Below are 18115 nucleotides of genomic sequence, written 5' to 3'. Positions count from 1 at the left end.
TCTCCGCCCCCGCCGTCTCCGGGAGTGGACGGCCGACCCTCAGGACGCCCCCGGCGAACCGCTGGCCGGTGGCGGGGAGGCCGTCTCGGTGGGTGACGCCGGGATGCTCTCCGACGGGGTCGGAGGCGTGGCGGGGGCCGAGGGGCCCGTGCCCGGTGACGACGGTTCCGGGCCCGCCGACGTGCCCTGCGTCGGGGAGGCCGGCCCGCGGGAGGAACCCCCGCCCGCCGGGCCCGGGGCCGTCGCGGACGACGCCGGTGCGGAAGACGCCGAGGCGCCGGAGGACGTGCCGGGCGAGGACGCGTCCGAGCCCGCGGAACGGCCCGCCGCCGTGGGCGCGACCGCGCCCGAGCCCGGGTCCGCCGGGTCGTCCGGGGTGTCCTGGTCGGAGGTCGAGGAGTCGCCGTCCGGAGTGGTGGCCTGCCGGGGCTGGGGCTCCTCCGTAGACACGCCGGGCTGGAGGATCGGCGCGATCGGGGGCTTCTTCGGGAGCGGCTGGGGCGTCAGCCCCGACGTCCACGCGTAGCTGAGGCCCGCCAGCCCGGCGAGGACCACCACGCACAGCGCCACCCGCAGCCGGGGCCGCCCCGCCGTGGACCGTTTCGCGGCCCGCAGGAGCCGTCCGCCGATCTTCACGGAGAGATAGACGACACCGCCCATGGGGATCAGCAGCATCAGACAGCCCAGCACCCCGACGAGTCCCTCGACGACCTGGCCGTCCGCGAAGGCCGCCCCGGTGCCGGAGAACTGCTCGACCATGGACCGGGTCATCGTGGCGATGATCCGGGGCAGGTTCCACAGCGCGTAGCCCATCTCGCCGATGATCAGCGGCACCATGGTGAGCACCCACGTGGCCACGATGGTCCGCGCCGACTTCTTCAGCCCGGCGACCTCCTTGCGCGCCGCCCGCCCCTTCCTGCCCGGCACCAGTCCGAGCAGGATCGGCTTGATCTTGCCGTAGAGGTCGGGGACGCCGGCGAGGTCACCGAGGATGTAGTAGCCGTCGAGGCGTACCGCCGGCATCAGCTGTTCGAGGATCTCGAAGTGCCCGAGGTACACCGCGGCCAGGAAGAAGGGCTCCCCCGTGGCGAAGTACAGCCCGGCCATGCCGAGCATGAAGACCACGTTGAAGTAGACCCCGCCCAGGTCGGTCCTGATCCGGCCGCCGCGTCCGATCCGGTACACGTCCGTCACGTCCGTGTACATCGACGGCCAGATGAGGAAGATCCCGCAGCCGATGCACCCGGGCCGGGCACCCCCGTACCGGCACGCGGACGCGTGGCCGAACTCGTGGAAGACGAGCGAGGCCACCGTCAGGGCGAAGACGATCAGGATCAGCACCGGCTGGTCGAGGACCTCCAGGACCGGCTCGATCGCCCCGAAGAAACCGAACAGCCACACATCCATGGCCACGGCCGCGAGCAGCACGGACGCGACCACGACCGGCCGGTGCAGCCAGGCGAACAGCCGCGCGATCCGGGCCGTGCGCCGCTCGTCGAAGATGACCCGGTGGCCCTTGAGGGCGAGCAGCAGGTCGGAGCGCGGGGCGTCGACCTCGTCGCTCTCCTGCCCCTCGGGGACCGTGACGCCGAGCGGTTCGAGCTTCTTCTCCACGAGGAAGCGGATGTTCTCGCCGCTGACCTCGCGGCCGAAGCGCGCGCTCACCCGGTGGGCGATGGACTCGGTGTCGCGTTCCCCGTCGACGGAGGACGCCACCAGGTACAGCAGCCGCGAGAGCTGTACGACCTGCCCGTCCCCCCGACGGGCGATGTACTTGGGCTCGGTGAAGCCCGATCCCTGGTACTCGCCGTGCAGTCGCAGTCCCGCGCTCAGCCGCGGCACGAGCCGCTGTTCGACGACCGGCAGGCTGCCCGTCGCCACCTGCTCGTACGTCACCGGCCAGCCGCCCGGCCCGGGCACCGGCCCCGGGTCGTACAGCGTCGGGGGCCCGTCTCCGAGCACTGTCATATGTGGTCTCCCCCCACGTCCTCCCCGTTTCCCCCCTGGCACGGCCGTCGGGGTGGACCGCACCGCTGGTACGGGCGGCCCACCCCGACGGCCGTGGTCACACCGGTGCTACTGCTTGACGGTGATCGACTGCGAGGCCTGCGACTCGGCGACCGAGTAGGAGGAGTGGTCGTTCAGCGCCGCGGACTGGTTGTCCGCCTGGATGTTGGCGATGTGCTTGGTGACGTTGGTCGTCTTGTTGAAGCTGAACTTCAGACGGCCCAGGGCCTCCCGGCCCGGCAGCAGCTCGGCGGACTCGGTCTCCAGCTCGTGCATGTCCATGCTCATGACGGACGTCCTTTCAGGTGGTGTGGATCGGGTTCGAGGTGGTGCGCGGGTGTTACTGGGTGACCGTGATGCTCTGGCCGGCCTGCGAGGCGGCGGCCGAGGCGAAGGAGTGGTCGTTGACGGCCATGGACGAGTTGTGGGCCTCGACGTTGGCGATGTGCTTGGTGACGTTGGTCGTCTTGTTGAAGCTGAACTTCAGACGACCGAGGGCCTCGCGGCCCGGCAGCAGTTCCGCGGACTCGGCCTCGAGCTCGTGAGCGTCCATCATGATCAATTCCCCCTCAGGGATGGGCATTTCCGGTCGGACCGAGTCAGGTTCCCCCCGGACTCTGTCCAACTTGGTCGGACGAGCTGTCCAACGAGATTGGACACTAGGGCTTCGCGGGGCCACCGCGCAACCCGTTCGGGGAATCACTCTTCCGGCGGCAGGTGGGGCCGCCCGTAGAATCGGCCCCGACATGGACGGTTCCGCCGAGCGGCGAGCAGGAAGTGACCCACCCGTGGCCAACGCACTCCAGCAGTTGATCCGTGAGCGCCTGGACCGCAAGGGCTGGTCCTACGGCGACGTGGCGCGCCGCGGTGGCGTCCCGCGCTCCACCGTCCACCACCTGGCGACCACCGACCGCGTCGTCCGCATGCCCCAGTCGACGACGCTGGAGGGACTGTCCAAGGGACTGGAACTTCCGTTGGACACCGTCCGCCGGGCCGCCGCGGAGGCCTGCGGAATCCACGTGTACGGCAGCCCGCAGGGCCAGGACGCCGAGGCCGACCCCGAGGTGGACCTCCTGATCGCCAGTGTCCAGAAACTCTCGGCGGACGACCGCCGCCATGTCGCCGCGCTGGTGGAGTCCCTCCTGGACCGCACACCCAAGCAATAGTCGGTCGGCTGCGGGCCGGTGGGGGCTGATCGCGCAGTTCCCCGCGCCCCCGATGCCTGCGGCGGCCTGTGCGGCTCCGGAGCAACGTGCGTGACTGCCCCCACCTGGGGGCGCGGGGAACTGCGCGATCAGCCCCCACGCACCCGCGGCCGACCAACCGCCCCACCGCCCGCCACAGAAGTGACCGTGCGGCGGCGGTCCGCGACCGGGGATGTTCACTCTTCCGTGGAGTCGGAAAAAGAATTCGACTGTGCCCGAAAGCGCCGCACCGCCCCGCTAGTCTCTCGTCCTGCCCGAGGAGCGAGAGCCGCACGACCCCGGGCTCCCAGGGGGGAATGTGTTGTTCGTGCATGGCGGGCCGGCCACGGCCGTGGTCCGTGGGCCCGCCGGAGAATCCGTCGTTCTGCTCTCCGGCGAGCTGCCCGAGGTACTGACCGACCAATCAATGACCGAACTCGTGGAACTGGCCGCCGCCGTCCTGGACACGGACGAGCTGCCCCTGTTCCACACCTGTCTGAGAACCCTGCGCCGGGACGGCCTGCGCGCCGGCCGCAGGATCGAGATCGACGGTGCCGTACTGACCGTTTACGAAGGGTGACGACAGGACGCCGGCCCACGCGTGCGTACTCGTCGCGTGGGCGGGGAAGTGCCCGGAGCCGGACTTGAACCGGCACGCCCGCGAAGGGGCAGCGAGGTTTAAGCTCGCCGTGTCTGCATTCCACCATCCGGGCAGGTCATGGCTCCGCGTTTGAGGTCCCGAGCCTATCGGGACGCATCCCTCGAACAGTGGGCGGGCGGGCCGATGTTGTCTTATTTTATTGACGTCTGAGGGTGCATCAGACCATGGAACAGGCCATCCGCACTTGCCAATAGCCTTACGCGGGGCACCCGGCCGCGCATACGGAATGACGGAATTTCACCGCCCGAACGAGGACGCTCCACCTGTTCTCCGCGCACGCCCCTGATCAGGGGCCGCCGTCATCCCCAGGTATGACACCGGGCGGCGCGGTCCCTCCGAAGTCTGCCCCCGGAACCAGGACTGCGGCTGACTACACGACGGCGTCCGGCCACCACGATGGAAGACGTCCTTCAACGACGTCGTCCCGCTAGGAGTTCCATCCCGTGACCACCACACCAGTCGCCGGCCGGGCCACCTCCGTGGCCGCACGCGCCACGGATCTGTCGAAGATCTACGGACAGGGCGAGACCCAGGTGGTCGCCCTGGACCGGGTCACCGTCGAGTTCCGGCAGGCCGAGTTCACCGCGATCATGGGCCCCTCCGGTTCCGGCAAGTCCACGCTGATGCACTGCGTGGCCGGCCTCGACACCTTCTCCTCCGGGTCGGTCCGCATCGGCGACACCGAGCTGGGCTCCCTGAAGGACAAGCAGCTCACCAAGTTGCGGCGGGACAAGATCGGCTTCATCTTCCAGGCGTTCAACCTGCTGCCGACCCTGACGGCCCTGGAGAACATCACGCTCCCGATGGACATCGCGGGCCGCAAGCCGGACAAGGAGTGGCTCGACTCGGTCATCCGGATGGTCGGCCTGCGGGACCGGCTCAGCCACCGCCCCGCCCAGCTCTCCGGCGGCCAGCAGCAGCGCGTCGCCGTCGCCCGGGCCCTGGCGTCCAAGCCCGACATCATCTTCGGCGACGAGCCGACCGGAAACCTCGACTCGCGCTCCGGCGCCGAGGTCCTGGGCTTCCTGCGCAACTCCGTGCGGGAGCTGGGCCAGACGGTCGTCATGGTGACCCACGACCCGGTGGCCGCGGCGTACGCGGACCGGGTGGTCTTCCTCGCGGACGGCCGGATCGTGGACGAGATGTACAAGCCGACGGCCAACAACGTCCTTGATTTCATGAAGCAGTTCGACGCGAAGGGCCGCACCAGCTGATGTTCCGCACCGCCCTGCGCAACGTCCTCGCGCACAAGGCCCGACTGCTGATGACCGTGCTCGCCGTGATGCTCGGCGTGGCGTTCGTCTCCGGCACCCTCGTCTTCACCAACACCATCTCCGAGGCCTACCAGAAGAGTTCGGCCAAGGGCTTCGACCAGGTCGACGTCGCCGTCACCTCCAAATGGGACGAGGACAAGGGCAATACGCTCGGCAAGCGCCATGAGCTGACCCAGTCTCTGCTCGACCAGAGCGCCAAGGTCCCCGGCGCGTCGAACGCCATCGGTGTCGTCAGCGGCTTCACCGCCATCGCCGACAAGGACGGCAAGCTCATCGGCGGCGGCTTCCAGTCGCAGGGCGGCAACTACTACGGGGGCAAGGACCCCCGGTACCCGCTCGCCGAGGGCACCGCGCCGCACGGCGCGAACCAGGTCGCCATCGACTCGGAGACCGCGAAGCGGGCCGGCTACAAGGTCGGCGACACCGTGCGCATCTCGGTCGACGGCCCGGTCCTCAAGCCGGTCGTCACCGGCATCTTCACCACCGACGACGGCAATGTCGCGGCCGGCGGCAGCCTCGCGCTGTTCGACACGGCCACCGCCCAGAAGCTGTTCGGCAAGCCGGGGACGTACGACGAGATCGACGTGAAGGCCGCCCCCGGCACCTCCCAGGCCGCGCTGCGGGCCGCCCTGGACAAGGCGCTCCCCGCGGGCCAGGTGGAGACCGAGACCGGCGAGGAACTCGCCGACCGGCAGGCCGAGATGATCGCGGCCTCGATGAGCGGTCTCAAGCAGGGCCTGCTGGTCTTCGCCGGCATCGCGCTGTTCGTCGGCACCTTCATCATCGCCAACACCTTCACCATGCTGGTCGCCCAGCGCACCAAGGAGCTGGCCCTGCTGCGGGCGGTCGGCGCGTCCCGCCGGCAGGTCACGCGGTCGGTGCTGATCGAGGCGTTCGTGGTGGGCCTGGTGGCCGCCGTGACCGGTCTCGTGGCCGGCATCGGCATCGGCGCCGGGCTCCGGTCCCTGATGGGCACGTTCGACGCGACCGTCCCCGACGGCCCGCTGGTCATCACGCCGGGCACGGTCGGCGCGGCCCTCGCGGTCGGTGTGCTGATCACCATGCTGGCGGCCTGGCTGCCGGGCCGCCGGGCCGCGAAGATCCCGCCGGTGGCGGCGATGAGCAGCGTGCACGCCAAGGCGACGACCAAGTCGCTGGTGCTGCGCAACACGCTGGGCGCGCTGTTCAGCGGCGCGGGTGTCGCCGTCGTCCTGGCGGCCACGACGATGGAGGGCTCGGACGGCCAGGCCCCCATGGGGCTGGGCGCGGTCCTGCTGATCATCGGCGTCTTCATCCTCACCCCCCTGCTGTCCCGGCCGCTGATCGCGGCGGCGGCCCCGCTGATGCGCGTCTTCGGCATCTCCGGAAAGCTCGCCCGCCAGAACTCGGTGCGCAACCCGCGCCGTACGGCCGCCACCGCCTCCGCGCTGATGATCGGCCTCACCCTCATCACCGGCATGACGGTGATGGCGGGCAGCCTCCAGAAGTCCATCGACAAGATGGCCTCGGCGGCCGTCAAGGCCGACTACGTCGTCTCCATGGCGAACGGCAACGAGCTCTCCGCCGACGTGGAGAAGAAGCTGGCGAAGGCCGAGGGCGTCACCGCCGTCAGCCCGCTGCGCAACGCGCCCTCCCGCATCGACGGCGAGACCGAGTACCTGACCGGCGTCAACGGCCCGGCGATCGGGAAGCTGACCGACCTGAAGACCGACAGCGGCACCTTCGAGGTCGGCGGCACGCGGGTCGTCGCGGACCAGGACACGGCCAAGTCCCACGGCTGGAAGGCGGGTTCGGCCTTCACCGTGCACTACGAGGACGGCAAGGCGCAGAAGCTCACGGTCGCCGGGATCTACGAGGGCAACGAGCTGATCCACGGCATCATGGTCGACACCGCCACGATCAACCCGCACCTGAGCGACCTGTCCGACATGCAGGTCATGCTGAAGACGTCCGGCGGGGCCTCGGACGCCACCAAGGACCGGCTGGAGAAGGTGCTCGGCACCAATCCGGCCATCAAGGTCCAGGACAAGAAGGACCTCTCCGAGTCCATCGCGCAGATGTTCACGCTGATGCTGAACATGCTCTACGGCCTGCTGGCGATGGCGGTGATCGTCGCGGTCCTCGGCGTCATCAACACGCTGGCCATGTCGGTGTTCGAGCGCTCCCAGGAGATCGGCATGCTCCGCGCGATCGGCCTGGACCGCAAGGGCATCAAGCGGATGGTCCGCCTGGAGTCCCTGGTCATCTCCCTGTTCGGCGGTGTCCTCGGCATCGGACTGGGCGTCTTCTTCGGCTGGGCGGCCGGTGAGCTGCTCGGCACGAAGATGGCGACGTACGAACTGGTCCTGCCCTGGGCCCGGATGGCCGTCTTCCTGCTGCTGGCGGCGACGGTCGGCATCCTCGCCGCGCTGTGGCCGGCCCGCCGGGCGGCCCGCATGAACATGCTGGCCGCCATCAAGGCGGAGTAGCGGAGCAGGGGTTACGGCACTCGGGGCCCGTCACGGAGGGGGTGGCGGGCCCCTTGCACGCGCTCAGTTCCAGGTGCGGGCGCGCAGCGGCATCCCGGACCGGCCGGACTCGGGGGTGCGGACGGCCAGGACCTGGTTGACGCCGAGGTGGTTGCGTTCGAAGCCGAGGGCGCAGGCGGCCATGTAGAGGCGCCAGACCCGGGCCCGGCCCGGACCGGCCAGCCGGGTCGCGCGCTCCCACCCGGCCTCCAGGTTGGCGACCCAGCGGCGCAGGGTGAGCGCGTAGTGCTCACGGATCGACTCGACGTCCCGCACCTCGAACCCGGCCCGCTCCAGCTGGGTCACCGTGGTGCCGACGGGGGCGAGCTCGCCGTCGGGGAAGACGTAGGCGTCGATGAACTCGTCGAGGTCGTAGGCCGATTCGTCGGACAGCGGGCGCCGGGCGATCTGGTGGTTGAGCAGCCGCCCGCCGGGCGCGAGCAGCCGGTACAGGTCCTCGGCGTACTCCAGGTACTTCTCCGATCCCACGTGCTCGGCCATGCCGATGGAGGAGATCGCGTCGTACGGCCCGTCGGCCACGTCGCGGTAGTCCTGTACGCGGATCTCGACCCGGTCGGTCAGTCCGGCGTCGGCGACGCGCTTGCGGGCGTAGGCGGCCTGCTCCTGGGAGAGGGTGATGCCGACGACGCGCACGCCGTACTCGCGGGCGGCGTGGATCGCCATCGAGCCCCAGCCGCAGCCGACGTCGAGGAGCCGCTGTCCCGGCTGGAGCGCGAGCTTGCGGCAGACGAGGTCGAGCTTGTCGTGCTGGGCCTGTTCGAGGGTTCCGTCCGGGCTCGGCCAGTAGGCGCAGGAGTACACCATGGACGGGCCGAGGACGGTCTCGTAGAAGCCGTTGCCGACGTCGTAGTGGTGGCTGATGGCGCGCTTGTCGCTGCGTCTGGTGTGCAGATGGCCCCGGGTGCGGCGGATCTCCTCGCGGGGCGGGGCCGGGGGCAGCGGCAGACCGGCGAGCCGGACGAGTCCGAGCAGCGCGGCGCGGGTCTGCGGGTCACGCAGGACCCGGAGGGCGGAGCGGGTGTCGTCGCGCTCCCAGACCAGGCCGGAGAGCAGGCCGAGGGCGGCGTAGAAGTCGCCCTCGATGTCGAGGTCCCCGGCGACCCAGGCGCGGGCCAGGCCCAGTTCGCCCGGCTTCCACAGCAGTCGGCGCACGGCGCGGCGGTTGCGGACGAACAGGGTGGGCGCGCCGGGCGGCCCCGCCTGTGAGCCGTCCCAGGCCCGGATCCGAACCGGGAGCTCGGCTCCCAGCAACTGTTCGAGCAGACTCTTCAGCCGCAGTGCGGCATCCGCCATGGCCCACACCTCCGTGACGAGGATCCCGGATTTGTCCACCCGGGTAAACAACCGAAGGGTCATGGTCAATCCCGGAAAACCCCGAAAGGCCCCCTGCACCACGGATGGCAGGGGGCCCTTCGGTTCGTTCGGCGACCGGGAGGGTCAGGAGGCCTTCGCCTCGGTCTTCTTCGGCTCGGCGGCCGGCACGGGGCGCGCGGCCTCGTAGAACTCCTCGCGCGGGTTCTCCATGGCGCCGAGGGAGACGACCTCGCGCTTGAGGAACATGCCGAGGGTCCAGTCGGCGAAGACGCGGATCTTGCGGTTCCAGGTCGGCATGGCCAGACCGTGGTAGCCGCGGTGCATGTACCAGGCGAGACGGCCCTTGAGCTTGATCTTCATCTTGCCCATGACGATCATCGCGACGCCCTTGTGCAGGCCGAGACCCGCAACAGCACCCTTGTTGGAGTGGCTGTACTCCTTCTGCGGGAAGCCCCGCATGCCGGAGATCACGTTGTCGCCGAGGACCTTGGCCTGGCGCAGCGCGTGCTGGGCGTTCGGCGGGCACCAGGCGTTCTCGACGCCGGCCTTGCGGGCGGCGACGTCCGGGACCTGGGCGTTGTCGCCGGCGGCCCAGATGTAGTCGGTGCCCTGGACCTGGAGGGTCGGGGCGGTGTCCACGTGGCCGCGCGGGCCCAGCGGGAGGCCGTAGCGGGCGAGGACCGGGTTGGGCTTGACGCCGGCGGTCCACACGATGGTGCTGGAGTCGACCTCCAGGCCGTTCTTGAGGACCACGTGGCCGTCGACGCAGGAGTCCATCGAGGTGGAGAGGTAGATCTCCACGCCCCTGCTCTCCAGGTGCGCCTTGCCGTACTGGCCGAGCTTGGGGCCGACCTCGGGGAGGATCTTGTCGGCGGCGTCGACGAGGATGAACCGCATGTCCTCGCGCGAGACGTTGGTGTAGTACTTGGCCGCGTCGCGGGCCATGTCCTCGACCTCACCGATGGTCTCCGCACCCGCGAAGCCACCGCCGATGAACACGAAGGTGAGCGCCTTGCGGCGGATCTCCTCGTCGGTCGTGGAGTCGGCCTTGTCGAGCTGCTCAAGCACGTGGTTGCGCAGGCCGATGGCCTCCTCGATGCCCTTCATGCCGATGCCCTGCTCGGCGAGGCCGGGGATCGGGAAGGTGCGGGAGACCGCGCCGAGCGCGATCACCAGGTAGTCGAAAGGCAGCTCGTACGCCTCGCCCACCAGCGGGGCGATCGTGGCGACCTTGCGGTCCTGGTCGATGGTGGTGACCCGGCCGGTGAGAACCTCCGCCTTCGGCAGCACGCGTCGCAGCGGGACGACGACGTGGCGCGGGGAGATGTTGCCGGCGGCGGTTTCGGGGAGGAAGGGCTGGTAGGTCATGTACGACCGGGGGTCGACGACCGTGACGGTCGCCTCGCCGTAGCGCATCTTCTTGAGAATGCGCCGAGCTGCGTACAGGCCTACGTACCCACCGCCTACTACGAGGATCCTGGGACGCTCCGTGGTGCTCATGCCATCGAGTATCCACCCGCCCCAGGGGGGTCGCTCGTGCGCCCCTTCACAAGCTCTTCCAAGGGGTGTGCTATCCTCCGCGACTCGCGTGACCCAGGTCATGGCGCGGAACGGGAACCACGGTGTAGGGATCTCCGTTGTCAATGCCGCGTGAGCTGCCTCTCCGTGCCGGAATCGGTCCCGTGAGGGGTGTTCGCGGGACCCTCGCGCACCCCTCCCCCGAGGTCCGCATCCCACCGTTTTGAACGTGTTCACACGGGTGTTGGGGCCCCGGAAGGGTCAACCGGACCACATTCGTCGTCCGACAGGGCCCAATTCCTTGTGAAGAACTTCACGAACTTTCCGGGCGGCACGACGAAGAGGGGCCCCGAAGGGCCCCTCAGAGACGCTCATACGTTGTTCTGCCTGCTCAGCAGAGGTGCCCGGCGGCGCCTACGCGATGGACCACGCGATCCCGTCGAGGATGTCGTGCTCGCTCACCACGACCTCCTCGGCACCGATCCGCTCCATGATCGTGAGCAGTACGAGGGCGCCCGCCGCGATCACGTCCACGCGCCCCGGATGCATGGAGGGCACAGCCGCGCGCTCGGCGTGGGTGGAGTGCAGCAGCCACTCGGCGATCTCACGGACGCGGTCGCGGGAGACCCGGGAGTGATGGATGGCCTGCGAGTCGTACTCGGGCAGCTCCTGCGCGATCGCCGACACGGTGGTCACGGACCCGGCGAGCCCCACCAGGGTGCGTGCCTCGCGCAACGGCACGGTCTCCTCGGCGAGGTCGAGCGCGGCTTCGATGTCGGCCCGCATCGCGGCGATCTGCGCGTCGGTCGGCGGGTCGCTGACGACCCCGTCCCGCACCAGGTGCCGCTCGGTCATCCGCACACAGCCCACGTCCACGGAACGTGCGGCCCGCACCCGGTCGTCGCCCACGACGAACTCCGTCGAGCCGCCGCCGATGTCCACGACCAGGTAGGGCCTGGCCAGGTGGTCGCTGCCCGTGAGCTCCTTGGTCGCCCCGGTGAAGGAGAACTCGGCCTCCTGGTCCCCTGAGATCACCTCGGGCTCGACACCGAGGATGTCCAGGACGCCCCGGACGAACTCGTCCCGGTTCTCCGCGTCGCGGGAGGCGGACGTGGCGACGAACCGCAGCCGCTCGGCCCCGTGCTCCTTGACGACCGCCGCGTACTCCCGGCACGCGGCGAAGGTCCGCTCCAGCGCCTCGGGCGCGAGCCGGCCGGTCCGGTCGACTCCCTGGCCCAGCCGCACGATCGTCATGCGCCGGTCCAGGTCGACCAGTTCACCGGTCTCCGGGTCGCAGTCCGCGACGAGGAGACGGATGGAGTTCGTACCGCAGTCGATCGCGGCGACCCGGGTCACTGGGCCTCCTCCTGCTGCTCCTGCTGCTCCTGCTGCTCGGTGACGGTCACGCACGCGCCCTTGCGCCACCACTCCGGCAGCATCGCGATCGCCTCGTCGCCCAGCGGGTTGACGCCCGGGCCCGCGGCCAGCGAGTGGCCGACCAGGACGTGCAGGCACTTCACCCGGTCCGGCATGCCGCCCGCGCTCGGGAAGCCCTCCAGGACCTCGATGGCGTCACGCCGGGCGATGTAGTCCTCGTGCGCGGCCCGGTAGGCGGCGGCGAGCTCCGGATCGGTCTGCAACCGCTCCGTCATCTCCTTCATGACGCCGTTCGCCTCCAGGGTGCCGATCGCCGAGGCGGCGCGCGGGCACGTCAGGTAGTACGTCGTCGGGAAGGGCGTGCCGTCGGGGAGGCGGGGGGCCGTCTCCACCACGTCCGGCTGACCGCAGGGGCAGCGGTGCGCGATCGCGCGCAGTCCGCGCGGCGGCCGCCCGAGCTGCTGCTTGAAGGCCTCGACGTCCGCGTCGGTCGGCTCGGTACGCGGAGTGGAGGGCGGAGGCGTTTCCATGCCTGTCTTTCTATCGGTCCATCGGTCGGTTCACTGGTCGGAGGCGTCGGACTTGTCGACCCCGTCCCAGACGTTCGCGTACCAGGGCCGGTCGGCCGCGCCCAGGTCGCTGCGGGACTGCTTCGCCGCGTCCGGGTCGACGACGACGAACCCCGTCTCCCCCGGCATCACGTAGTGCAGCCGCTGCCGGATCTGCTGCTCCGCGTACGCGTCGTCCTGCCAGCGCGCCTTGAGGTCGCGCAGCTTCTCGACCCGCTCGGCGGCCTGCTCCTTCTCCCGCTGGAGATCGGCGATCTCGGCGCGCTGCGAGACGTACTGCCTTATCGGGTACGCCAGCGCCACCACCAGCGTGCACAGCACCAGGGCGAGCAGCGCGGCCCGGCCGGTCAGCCGGGAGCGGCGGGCCTGCCGTTTGGTCTGGGAGCGGTAGACACGGGCCGCGGTCTGCTCGCCGAGCAGCCTGATCCTGGTCGTGGTGGAGAAACGGTCCCGGTCCTTCACGGCCATCGGCTCTCCGCCTCCCCTTCTACGTGCGTACGTCCCCGCACACGGTACGGGACCGGTACGGGGACGTACGTACGACTGGCTAAGGCTTAGCCCTGCCGGGGGCAGCCCTTGACGCTGCTCAGCCCTTTACGCGCTCAGCCCTTGAAGCGCGGGAAGGCGCTGCGGCCGGCGTACACCGCGGCGTCGTCGAGGATCTCCTCGATGCGCAGGAGCTGGTTGTACTTGGCGACGCGCTCGGAGCGGGCCGGGGCACCGGTCTTGATCTGGCCGCAGTTGGTGGCGACGGCCAGGTCGGCGATGGTGACGTCCTCGGTCTCGCCGGAGCGGTGGGACATCATGCACTTGAAGCCGCTGCGCTGGGCGAGCTCGACGGCGTCGAGGGTCTCGGTGAGCGAGCCGATCTGGTTCACCTTGACGAGCAGCGCGTTGGCGGCGCCGTCCTCGATGCCGCGGGCCAGACGCTCCGGGTTGGTGACGAACAGGTCGTCGCCGACGATCTGGACCTTGTCGCCCAGCTTGTCGGTGAGGACCTTCCAGCCGGCCCAGTCGTCCTCGAACAGCGGGTCCTCGATGGAGACGAGCGGGTAGGCCGCCACGAGCTCCTCGTAGTACTCCGTCATCTCGGCGGCCGAGCGGTCCTTGCCCTCGAACTGGTACTTGCCGTCCTTGTAGAACTCGGAGGCGGCGACGTCGAGCGCCAGGGCGACCTGCTCGCCGGGGATGTAACCGGCTTCCTTGATCGCTTCGAGGATGAGGTCCAGGGCGGCGCGGTTGGACTCCAGGTTCGGCGCGAAGCCGCCCTCGTCGCCGAGACCGGTGGACAGGCCCTTGCTCTTCAGGACCTTCTTGAGGGTGTGGTAGACCTCGGTGCCCCAGCGCAGCGCCTCGGAGAAGGATTCCGCGCCGATCGGGGCGATCATGAACTCCTGGATGTCCACGTTGGAGTCGGCGTGCGAGCCGCCGTTCAGGATGTTCATCATCGGCACCGGCAGCAGGTGCGCGTTCGGGCCGCCCAGGTAGCGGAAGAGCGGGAGGTCGCTGGCCTCGGAGGCGGCGTGGGCGACGGCGAGGGAGACGCCGAGGATGGCGTTGGCGCCGAGCGAGCCCTTGTTGTCGGTGGCGTCCAGGTCGAACATCGCCTGGTCGATCAGACGCTGCTCGGTGGCGTCGTAGCCGACGAGCTCCGGGCCGATCTGCTCGATGACCGCGAGGACGGCCTTCTCCACACCCTTGCCCTGGTAGCGGTTCGGGTCACCGTCACGCAGCTCGATGGCCTCGAAGGCGCCCGTGGAGGCGCCGGACGGGACGGCGGCACGACCGGTGCTGCCGTCGTCGAGGCCGACCTCGACCTCGACCGTGGGGTTGCCTCGGGAGTCCAGGATTTCCCGGGCTACGACGACGTCGATGGACGGCACGAGCATCTCCTTCTTGGGATGTGACACGGTCCGCCGGGACCGCGGTGGGTTCTGCGAGACCGAGCCTAACCGGCTCCGGGGGATCGGCCACCGTGTGGACCGACCCATGGACAGAACCGAGAGTAAATTGTTTCCGAACTGAACAAAGACGGGCCGGCACCCGCGCATGAAAAAGCCCCACCCCGGTGCGTACGGGGGAACACGCACCGGAGCGGGGAGCCCGTGGGGACGGGGGGTGACCCTCACGAGGCCTTCATCCTGGAGGACACGGCTGTGAGGGCCCTGTGGTTCGGCCGGGTCCTACTTCAGGTGGAGCTGCTGGCCCGGGAAGATGAAGTCGGCATCGTCGATGATGTCCTTGTTCAGCTTGAACAGCTTCTGCCAGCCGCCCTTGACCTTGTGCTTCTCGGCGATCGAGCTGAGGGTGTCACCCTTGACGACCTTGTACTCGCCGTCGCCCTTCTTGACCTTCTTGCCGGTCGGGGTGGTGACGGTCTTCTTGGCGGCCGGACGCTCGGAGGAGCGGGAGGCGCTCTGCTCGTCGGTCGAACGGGTACTGGTGCCCGAGTTCGAGTTCGAGGAGCTGGAGGAGGACGAGCTGCTGCCGCCGTTGTAGGCGGCGCTGGACAGGCCCGTGCCGCAGACCGGCCAGGCACCCTTGCCCTGGGAGGCGAGGACCTTCTCGGCGACGGCGATCTGCTGGGCCTTGCTGGCCTGGTTGGCCTGCGCGGCGTACTGCGTGCCGCCGTACGCGGCCCAGGTGGAGGCGGAGAACTGCAGACCGCCGTAGTAGCCGTTGCCGGTGTTGATGGACCAGTTGCCGCCGGACTCGCACTGGGCGACGGCGTCCCACTCGGAGGCGGTGGCGGCGGAGGCGTTGCCCGCGGCCATCAGCGGGGCGGCGATGGCGACACCGGTGACGCCGGCGAGCGCGGCGGCGCGGGTGGCCTTGGACGGACGACGGTGCTTGCCCTTGCCGGAAAACAGCATGGATCGATCCCCTCACCGACGCCTGCGAGGTGAGCTGTCGGGTTCGGGCCGGTTGAGTTGCCCGGTCGCGCTCGGTGCCCTGCGGCTCCTTGCGCGGCTTCACCCCTAGCCGGTCCAGCGTGAACTGCTGGGCCCGGCGCTTACCTTGGGTCCCCCGCTCCTGCCTACGGCGCTTGACGCGACGACTGTTCCCGTACGGCCGCTGGCAGGATTCGGCGTTGCGGCAGACGGGGCTCGGGTTGCCGAGCGGTCACGACCGTAGACATGCGTTCGGCGGAATTTCAAAGACGATCAGGGCTTCTGAGACTCATCCCACACTTTCACCAAAGTGGACATTCAGTGCGAAGTGTGACGTGAACTCCCGCTGTTTTTCAGGTCTTTTCGACCCTATTCAGCCCCTGTGTCGAGCGTCTGACCGGCAACGATGTTGCTCGGGTCGGCCCCGATGCGGTCCTTGTTCTCGGCGTAGAGGGCACGCCATCCGCCGTCGAGGCCAAGGGAGTCGGCGATGGAGACGAGGGAGTCGCCCTCCTGGACCGTGTAGGTGGCGGCGGCGTGCCGACCGGTCGTGGGAGAGGCCGCGCTCTTCGTCACACTTTCCTCGGCACTGTCGCCGCGGTGCTTGCCGGAACCCAGGGCACCCACGTCCACGAGAGCCGAAGAGCCGCCCTCCTGCCATGACTTGTCCGCTTCGTCCTCTTCTGTGCTCACCACGGGCGAGCTGTCGGACGGCTGCGCGTCCTGCTCGGCGGAACTCCCGGAACCCGAAGAGTTCTTCTTGTCCGGTTTTGCGGAGCTGTCATCGCCAGAGGGGGTCGCCGACGGCGAGGGCGTCGCGGACGATCCGTCCAGTGCGTCGAGCAGACCGGAGGACTCCTCGGAACCCGACGAGTTGGAGGAACCGGACGAAGAGGAAGAACCCTCTGAACCGGATGATCCGGACGAGCCGGACGCCGAGGCCGAGGCCGAGGGCGTACCGCTTCCCACACCCGTGTCGACGTCGGCCGAACTCGCGTCCTTGCTGAGACCGCCGAGCAGCCCGCAGGTCGGCCAGGCGGCGATGCCCTGGTCCGCGAGCAGCTTCTCGGCCACGGCTATCTGCTGGTTACGGCTGGCCAGGTCCGCGGTCTCGGCGTACTCCAGGCCTCCGTACTTCTCCCAGTTCTCCTGGGACATCTGAAGGCCGCCGTAGAAGCCGTTGCCGTCGTTCGCGCTCCAGGAGCCACCGCTCTCGCACTCCGCGACCCGGTCCCACGTGGTGCCGGTGGCGGCGCTCGCCCCGGTCGCCCCGAGCAGAGGGATCGCGATGGCGGATCCCGTCACACCGGCCGCCACGAGGAGAGCCGGAGCCTGACGGGGGCGACGGTGACGACCGTTCCCGGAGAGCATGGAGGGACCTTTCCCGAGACAGCAAGTACCCGCGCGGCAGTGGTACGGGGACCGCGCTGGTCCGTGAACGTATAGGGATTCGATCACTTGTCACAAGTTAATGCCGCGTAGATCACGTGAAGATCACAGACTTGAGGGCGTGTCATGTTTACGCGGCATCCCACCGGGATAGCCCGGACCCCTCGGTCGATTACCGGACGGGCGTGAACTCCACGGGCAAAGTGCGCAGTCCACGCATGATGAGTCCGCCACGCCAGCGCAAATCCGCCGAATCCACCGCGAGTTGAAGGTCCGGGAGCCGGGTGAGGAGGGTGGCGAGCGCGGTCTGGCCCTCCAGCCGGGCCAGCGGGGCACCGAGGCAGTAGTGGATGCCGTGGCCGTACCCGAGGTGCTGATTGTCACGGCGGGACAGATCGAGCACATCCGGGTCGGCGAACCGCTCCGGATCCCGGTCCGCGGCCGCGAGGACCACGAGCACCGGGTCCCCGGCTGCGATGTCCTGCCCGCCGATCCGCAGGGGCTGGGTGGCGAACCGCCAGGTGGCCAGTTCGACCGGGCCGTCGTACCTGAGGAGTTCCTCCACCCCGGTCTCCAGGAGGCCCCTTTCCCCGTCGGCGAGGGACCTCTGCAACCGGTGCCGCTGCTCGGGGTGGGTGAGAAGGGCGTACACGCCGTTGCCGATCAGGTTGACCGTGGTCTCGAAACCCGCGAACAGCAGGATGAAGGCCATGGCCGCGGCCTCGTTCTCGGTGAGGTGCTCACCGTGGTCGGAGGCCCGGATGAGCCCGGAGATGAGGTCCTCACCGGGCGCGGGCTCGTCCGGCAGTGCCTGCCGCTTCCGGTGGATGAGGTCGGCGAGATAGCCGCGCATCTTCTTCACGGACCGCGCGACACCGCCCCGCGGCCCCCCTCCGTGCCGGATCATCATGCCCGCCCAGTCCCGGAAGTCGTCCTGGTCCTCCCGCGGGACGCCGAGCAGGTCGCAGATCGCGTAGATGGGGAGCGGGAAGGCGAACTCGTGGATGAGGTCGGCGGTGCCGCCGGCCGCGAACCCGTCGATGAGACGGTCGGTCAACTCCTGCACGCGCGGCGCGAACTCGGCGACCCTCCTGGGCGTGAACGCCTTGCTGACGAGCCGTCGGAGCCTCGTGTGGTCCGGCGGATCGATGTTCAGCAGATGCGTCATCAGTTCCGCCTTGCGCTCCCCCGGGATACCGGTCTTGCCCTTGGCGTGCGCGGGCTCGTCGTGGTGCGCGGGGTTCTTGCTGAGCCGCTGGTCGGCGAGGGCCTGCTTGGCATCGACGTAACGGGTGACCAGCCACGCCTCCACCCCACTGGGCAACCGGGTCCGGTGCACGGGGGCGTGCTCGCGGAGCCAGGCGTAGGCGGGGTAGGGGTCGGTGGCGAATTCCCAGGTGAAG

Annotated in this window: 16 protein-coding genes, 1 tRNA gene and 1 riboswitch; of the genes, 4 read left to right on the top strand and 13 right to left on the bottom strand. The window is 69.6% G+C overall.

Features of this window, described 5'->3' with window-relative positions; translation table 11 throughout:
* Nucleotides 1-39: 39 nt before the first annotated feature.
* The 3 genes from AOJ26_RS11905 to AOJ26_RS11895 all read right to left on the bottom strand — a co-directional run bounded on the left by AOJ26_RS11905 (nt 40) and on the right by AOJ26_RS11895 (nt 2563).
* Nucleotides 40-1968: a hypothetical protein gene (locus AOJ26_RS11905; RefSeq protein WP_053848217.1), complete on the bottom strand. Its 1929-nt coding sequence runs from the start codon at nt 1966-1968 to the stop codon at nt 40-42.
* 108 nt (nt 1969-2076) lie between these two features.
* A complete protein-coding gene (locus AOJ26_RS11900; protein ID WP_053848216.1) occupies nt 2077-2295 on the bottom strand; it encodes a hypothetical protein in 219 nt (72 codons plus the stop codon).
* 52 nt (nt 2296-2347) lie between these two features.
* Nucleotides 2348-2563: a hypothetical protein gene (locus AOJ26_RS11895; protein WP_234358534.1), complete on the bottom strand. Its 216-nt coding sequence runs from the start codon at nt 2561-2563 to the stop codon at nt 2348-2350.
* Between the two features lie 232 nt (nt 2564-2795).
* Between AOJ26_RS11895 and AOJ26_RS11890 the strand changes: the two genes are divergently transcribed.
* Together AOJ26_RS11890 and AOJ26_RS44340 are read left to right on the top strand one after the other, a co-directional pair.
* Nucleotides 2796-3173, top strand: coding sequence for a helix-turn-helix domain-containing protein (locus AOJ26_RS11890; protein ID WP_053848215.1), 378 nt, complete (start codon nt 2796-2798; stop codon nt 3171-3173).
* 445 nt (nt 3174-3618) lie between these two features.
* On the top strand, nt 3619-3771 hold the full coding sequence (locus tag AOJ26_RS44340) for a hypothetical protein (RefSeq protein WP_234358533.1): 153 nt from the start codon (nt 3619-3621) through the stop codon (nt 3769-3771).
* A 49-nt stretch (nt 3772-3820) separates the two neighbouring features.
* On the opposite strand, the gene AOJ26_RS11880 is transcribed toward AOJ26_RS44340, so the two are convergent.
* Nucleotides 3821-3904 (bottom strand) — tRNA-Leu (locus AOJ26_RS11880).
* Nucleotides 3905-4295: 391 nt separating this feature from the next.
* Between AOJ26_RS11880 and AOJ26_RS11875 the strand changes: the two genes are divergently transcribed.
* On the top strand, nt 4296-5066 hold the full coding sequence (locus AOJ26_RS11875) for an ABC transporter ATP-binding protein (RefSeq protein WP_053848213.1): 771 nt from the start codon (nt 4296-4298) through the stop codon (nt 5064-5066).
* Nucleotides 5066-7594 carry an ABC transporter permease gene (locus AOJ26_RS11870; RefSeq protein ID WP_053848212.1) on the top strand — a complete coding sequence of 843 codons (2529 nt, stop codon included), beginning with the start codon at nt 5066-5068 and terminating at the stop codon, nt 7592-7594. Before AOJ26_RS11875 ends, AOJ26_RS11870 begins: the two co-directional genes overlap by 1 nt.
* A gap of 63 nt (nt 7595-7657) precedes the next feature.
* Here AOJ26_RS11870 and AOJ26_RS11865 read toward each other — a convergent pair whose 3' ends face one another.
* The 9 genes from AOJ26_RS11865 to AOJ26_RS11825 all read right to left on the bottom strand — a co-directional run.
* On the bottom strand, nt 7658-8947 hold the full coding sequence (locus tag AOJ26_RS11865; protein WP_086724167.1) for an SAM-dependent methyltransferase: 1290 nt from the start codon (nt 8945-8947) through the stop codon (nt 7658-7660).
* Nucleotides 8948-9091: 144 nt separating this feature from the next.
* Nucleotides 9092-10468 (bottom strand): NAD(P)/FAD-dependent oxidoreductase, encoded by a 1377-nt coding sequence (locus AOJ26_RS11860; protein WP_078959856.1) that lies wholly within the window; start codon nt 10466-10468, stop codon nt 9092-9094.
* A gap of 432 nt (nt 10469-10900) precedes the next feature.
* The gene (locus AOJ26_RS11855; RefSeq protein ID WP_053848209.1) at nt 10901-11842 is read right to left on the bottom strand and encodes a Ppx/GppA phosphatase family protein; all 942 of its coding nucleotides are present in this window, start codon (nt 11840-11842) and stop codon (nt 10901-10903) included.
* The gene (locus AOJ26_RS11850) at nt 11839-12393 is read right to left on the bottom strand and encodes a DUF501 domain-containing protein (RefSeq protein WP_053848208.1); all 555 of its coding nucleotides are present in this window, start codon (nt 12391-12393) and stop codon (nt 11839-11841) included. The genes AOJ26_RS11855 and AOJ26_RS11850 overlap by 4 nt, the downstream gene beginning before the upstream one ends.
* 30 nt (nt 12394-12423) lie before the next feature.
* On the bottom strand, nt 12424-12900 hold the full coding sequence (locus AOJ26_RS11845; protein ID WP_053848207.1) for an FtsB family cell division protein: 477 nt from the start codon (nt 12898-12900) through the stop codon (nt 12424-12426).
* Between the two features lie 134 nt (nt 12901-13034).
* Complete coding sequence (gene eno, locus AOJ26_RS11840; RefSeq protein ID WP_007382562.1) at nt 13035-14321, bottom strand: phosphopyruvate hydratase; 1287 nt, start codon at nt 14319-14321, stop codon at nt 13035-13037.
* Between the two features lie 294 nt (nt 14322-14615).
* Nucleotides 14616-15305, bottom strand: coding sequence for a transglycosylase family protein (locus AOJ26_RS11835; RefSeq protein WP_053848206.1), 690 nt, complete (start codon nt 15303-15305; stop codon nt 14616-14618).
* A gap of 4 nt (nt 15306-15309) precedes the next feature.
* A riboswitch (cyclic di-AMP (ydaO/yuaA leader) is annotated at nt 15310-15487 on the bottom strand.
* A 205-nt stretch (nt 15488-15692) separates the two neighbouring features.
* Nucleotides 15693-16694 (bottom strand): transglycosylase family protein, encoded by a 1002-nt coding sequence (locus tag AOJ26_RS11830; protein WP_053848205.1) that lies wholly within the window; start codon nt 16692-16694, stop codon nt 15693-15695.
* A 190-nt stretch (nt 16695-16884) separates the two neighbouring features.
* Nucleotides 16885-18115: cytochrome P450 family protein (locus AOJ26_RS11825; RefSeq protein ID WP_053848204.1), on the bottom strand; the 1231-nt coding region annotated here is incomplete at its 5' end.

The organism is Streptomyces sp. NRRL B-24085, from assembly GCF_001282115.1.
Classification (GTDB): Bacteria; Actinomycetota; Actinomycetes; order Streptomycetales; family Streptomycetaceae; genus Streptomyces.
The sequence above is the reverse complement of the archived record's forward strand: the minus strand, read 5'-3'. Positions and strand labels throughout refer to the sequence as shown.

Excerpts from the sequence above, each read along its gene's own strand:
- AOJ26_RS11835 (WP_053848206.1), bottom strand. The coding sequence starts at position 15,305 with ATGCTGTTTTCCGGCAAGGGCAAGCACCGTCGTCCGTCCAAGGCCACC.
- eno (WP_007382562.1), bottom strand. The coding sequence starts at position 14,321 with ATGCTCGTGCCGTCCATCGACGTCGTCGTAGCCCGGGAAATCCTGGAC.
- AOJ26_RS11865 (WP_086724167.1), bottom strand. The coding sequence starts at position 8,947 with ATGGCGGATGCCGCACTGCGGCTGAAGAGTCTGCTCGAACAGTTGCTG.
- AOJ26_RS44340 (WP_234358533.1), top strand. The coding sequence starts at position 3,619 with ATGACCGAACTCGTGGAACTGGCCGCCGCCGTCCTGGACACGGACGAG.
- AOJ26_RS11850 (WP_053848208.1), bottom strand. The coding sequence starts at position 12,393 with ATGGAAACGCCTCCGCCCTCCACTCCGCGTACCGAGCCGACCGACGCG.
- AOJ26_RS11905 (WP_053848217.1), bottom strand. The coding sequence starts at position 1,968 with ATGACAGTGCTCGGAGACGGGCCCCCGACGCTGTACGACCCGGGGCCG.
- AOJ26_RS11845 (WP_053848207.1), bottom strand. The coding sequence starts at position 12,900 with ATGGCCGTGAAGGACCGGGACCGTTTCTCCACCACGACCAGGATCAGG.
- AOJ26_RS11895 (WP_234358534.1), bottom strand. The coding sequence starts at position 2,563 with ATGATGGACGCTCACGAGCTCGAGGCCGAGTCCGCGGAACTGCTGCCG.
- AOJ26_RS11870 (WP_053848212.1), top strand. The coding sequence starts at position 5,066 with ATGTTCCGCACCGCCCTGCGCAACGTCCTCGCGCACAAGGCCCGACTG.
- AOJ26_RS11830 (WP_053848205.1), bottom strand. The coding sequence starts at position 16,694 with ATGCTCTCCGGGAACGGTCGTCACCGTCGCCCCCGTCAGGCTCCGGCT.
- AOJ26_RS11860 (WP_078959856.1), bottom strand. The coding sequence starts at position 10,468 with ATGAGCACCACGGAGCGTCCCAGGATCCTCGTAGTAGGCGGTGGGTAC.
- AOJ26_RS11900 (WP_053848216.1), bottom strand. The coding sequence starts at position 2,295 with ATGAGCATGGACATGCACGAGCTGGAGACCGAGTCCGCCGAGCTGCTG.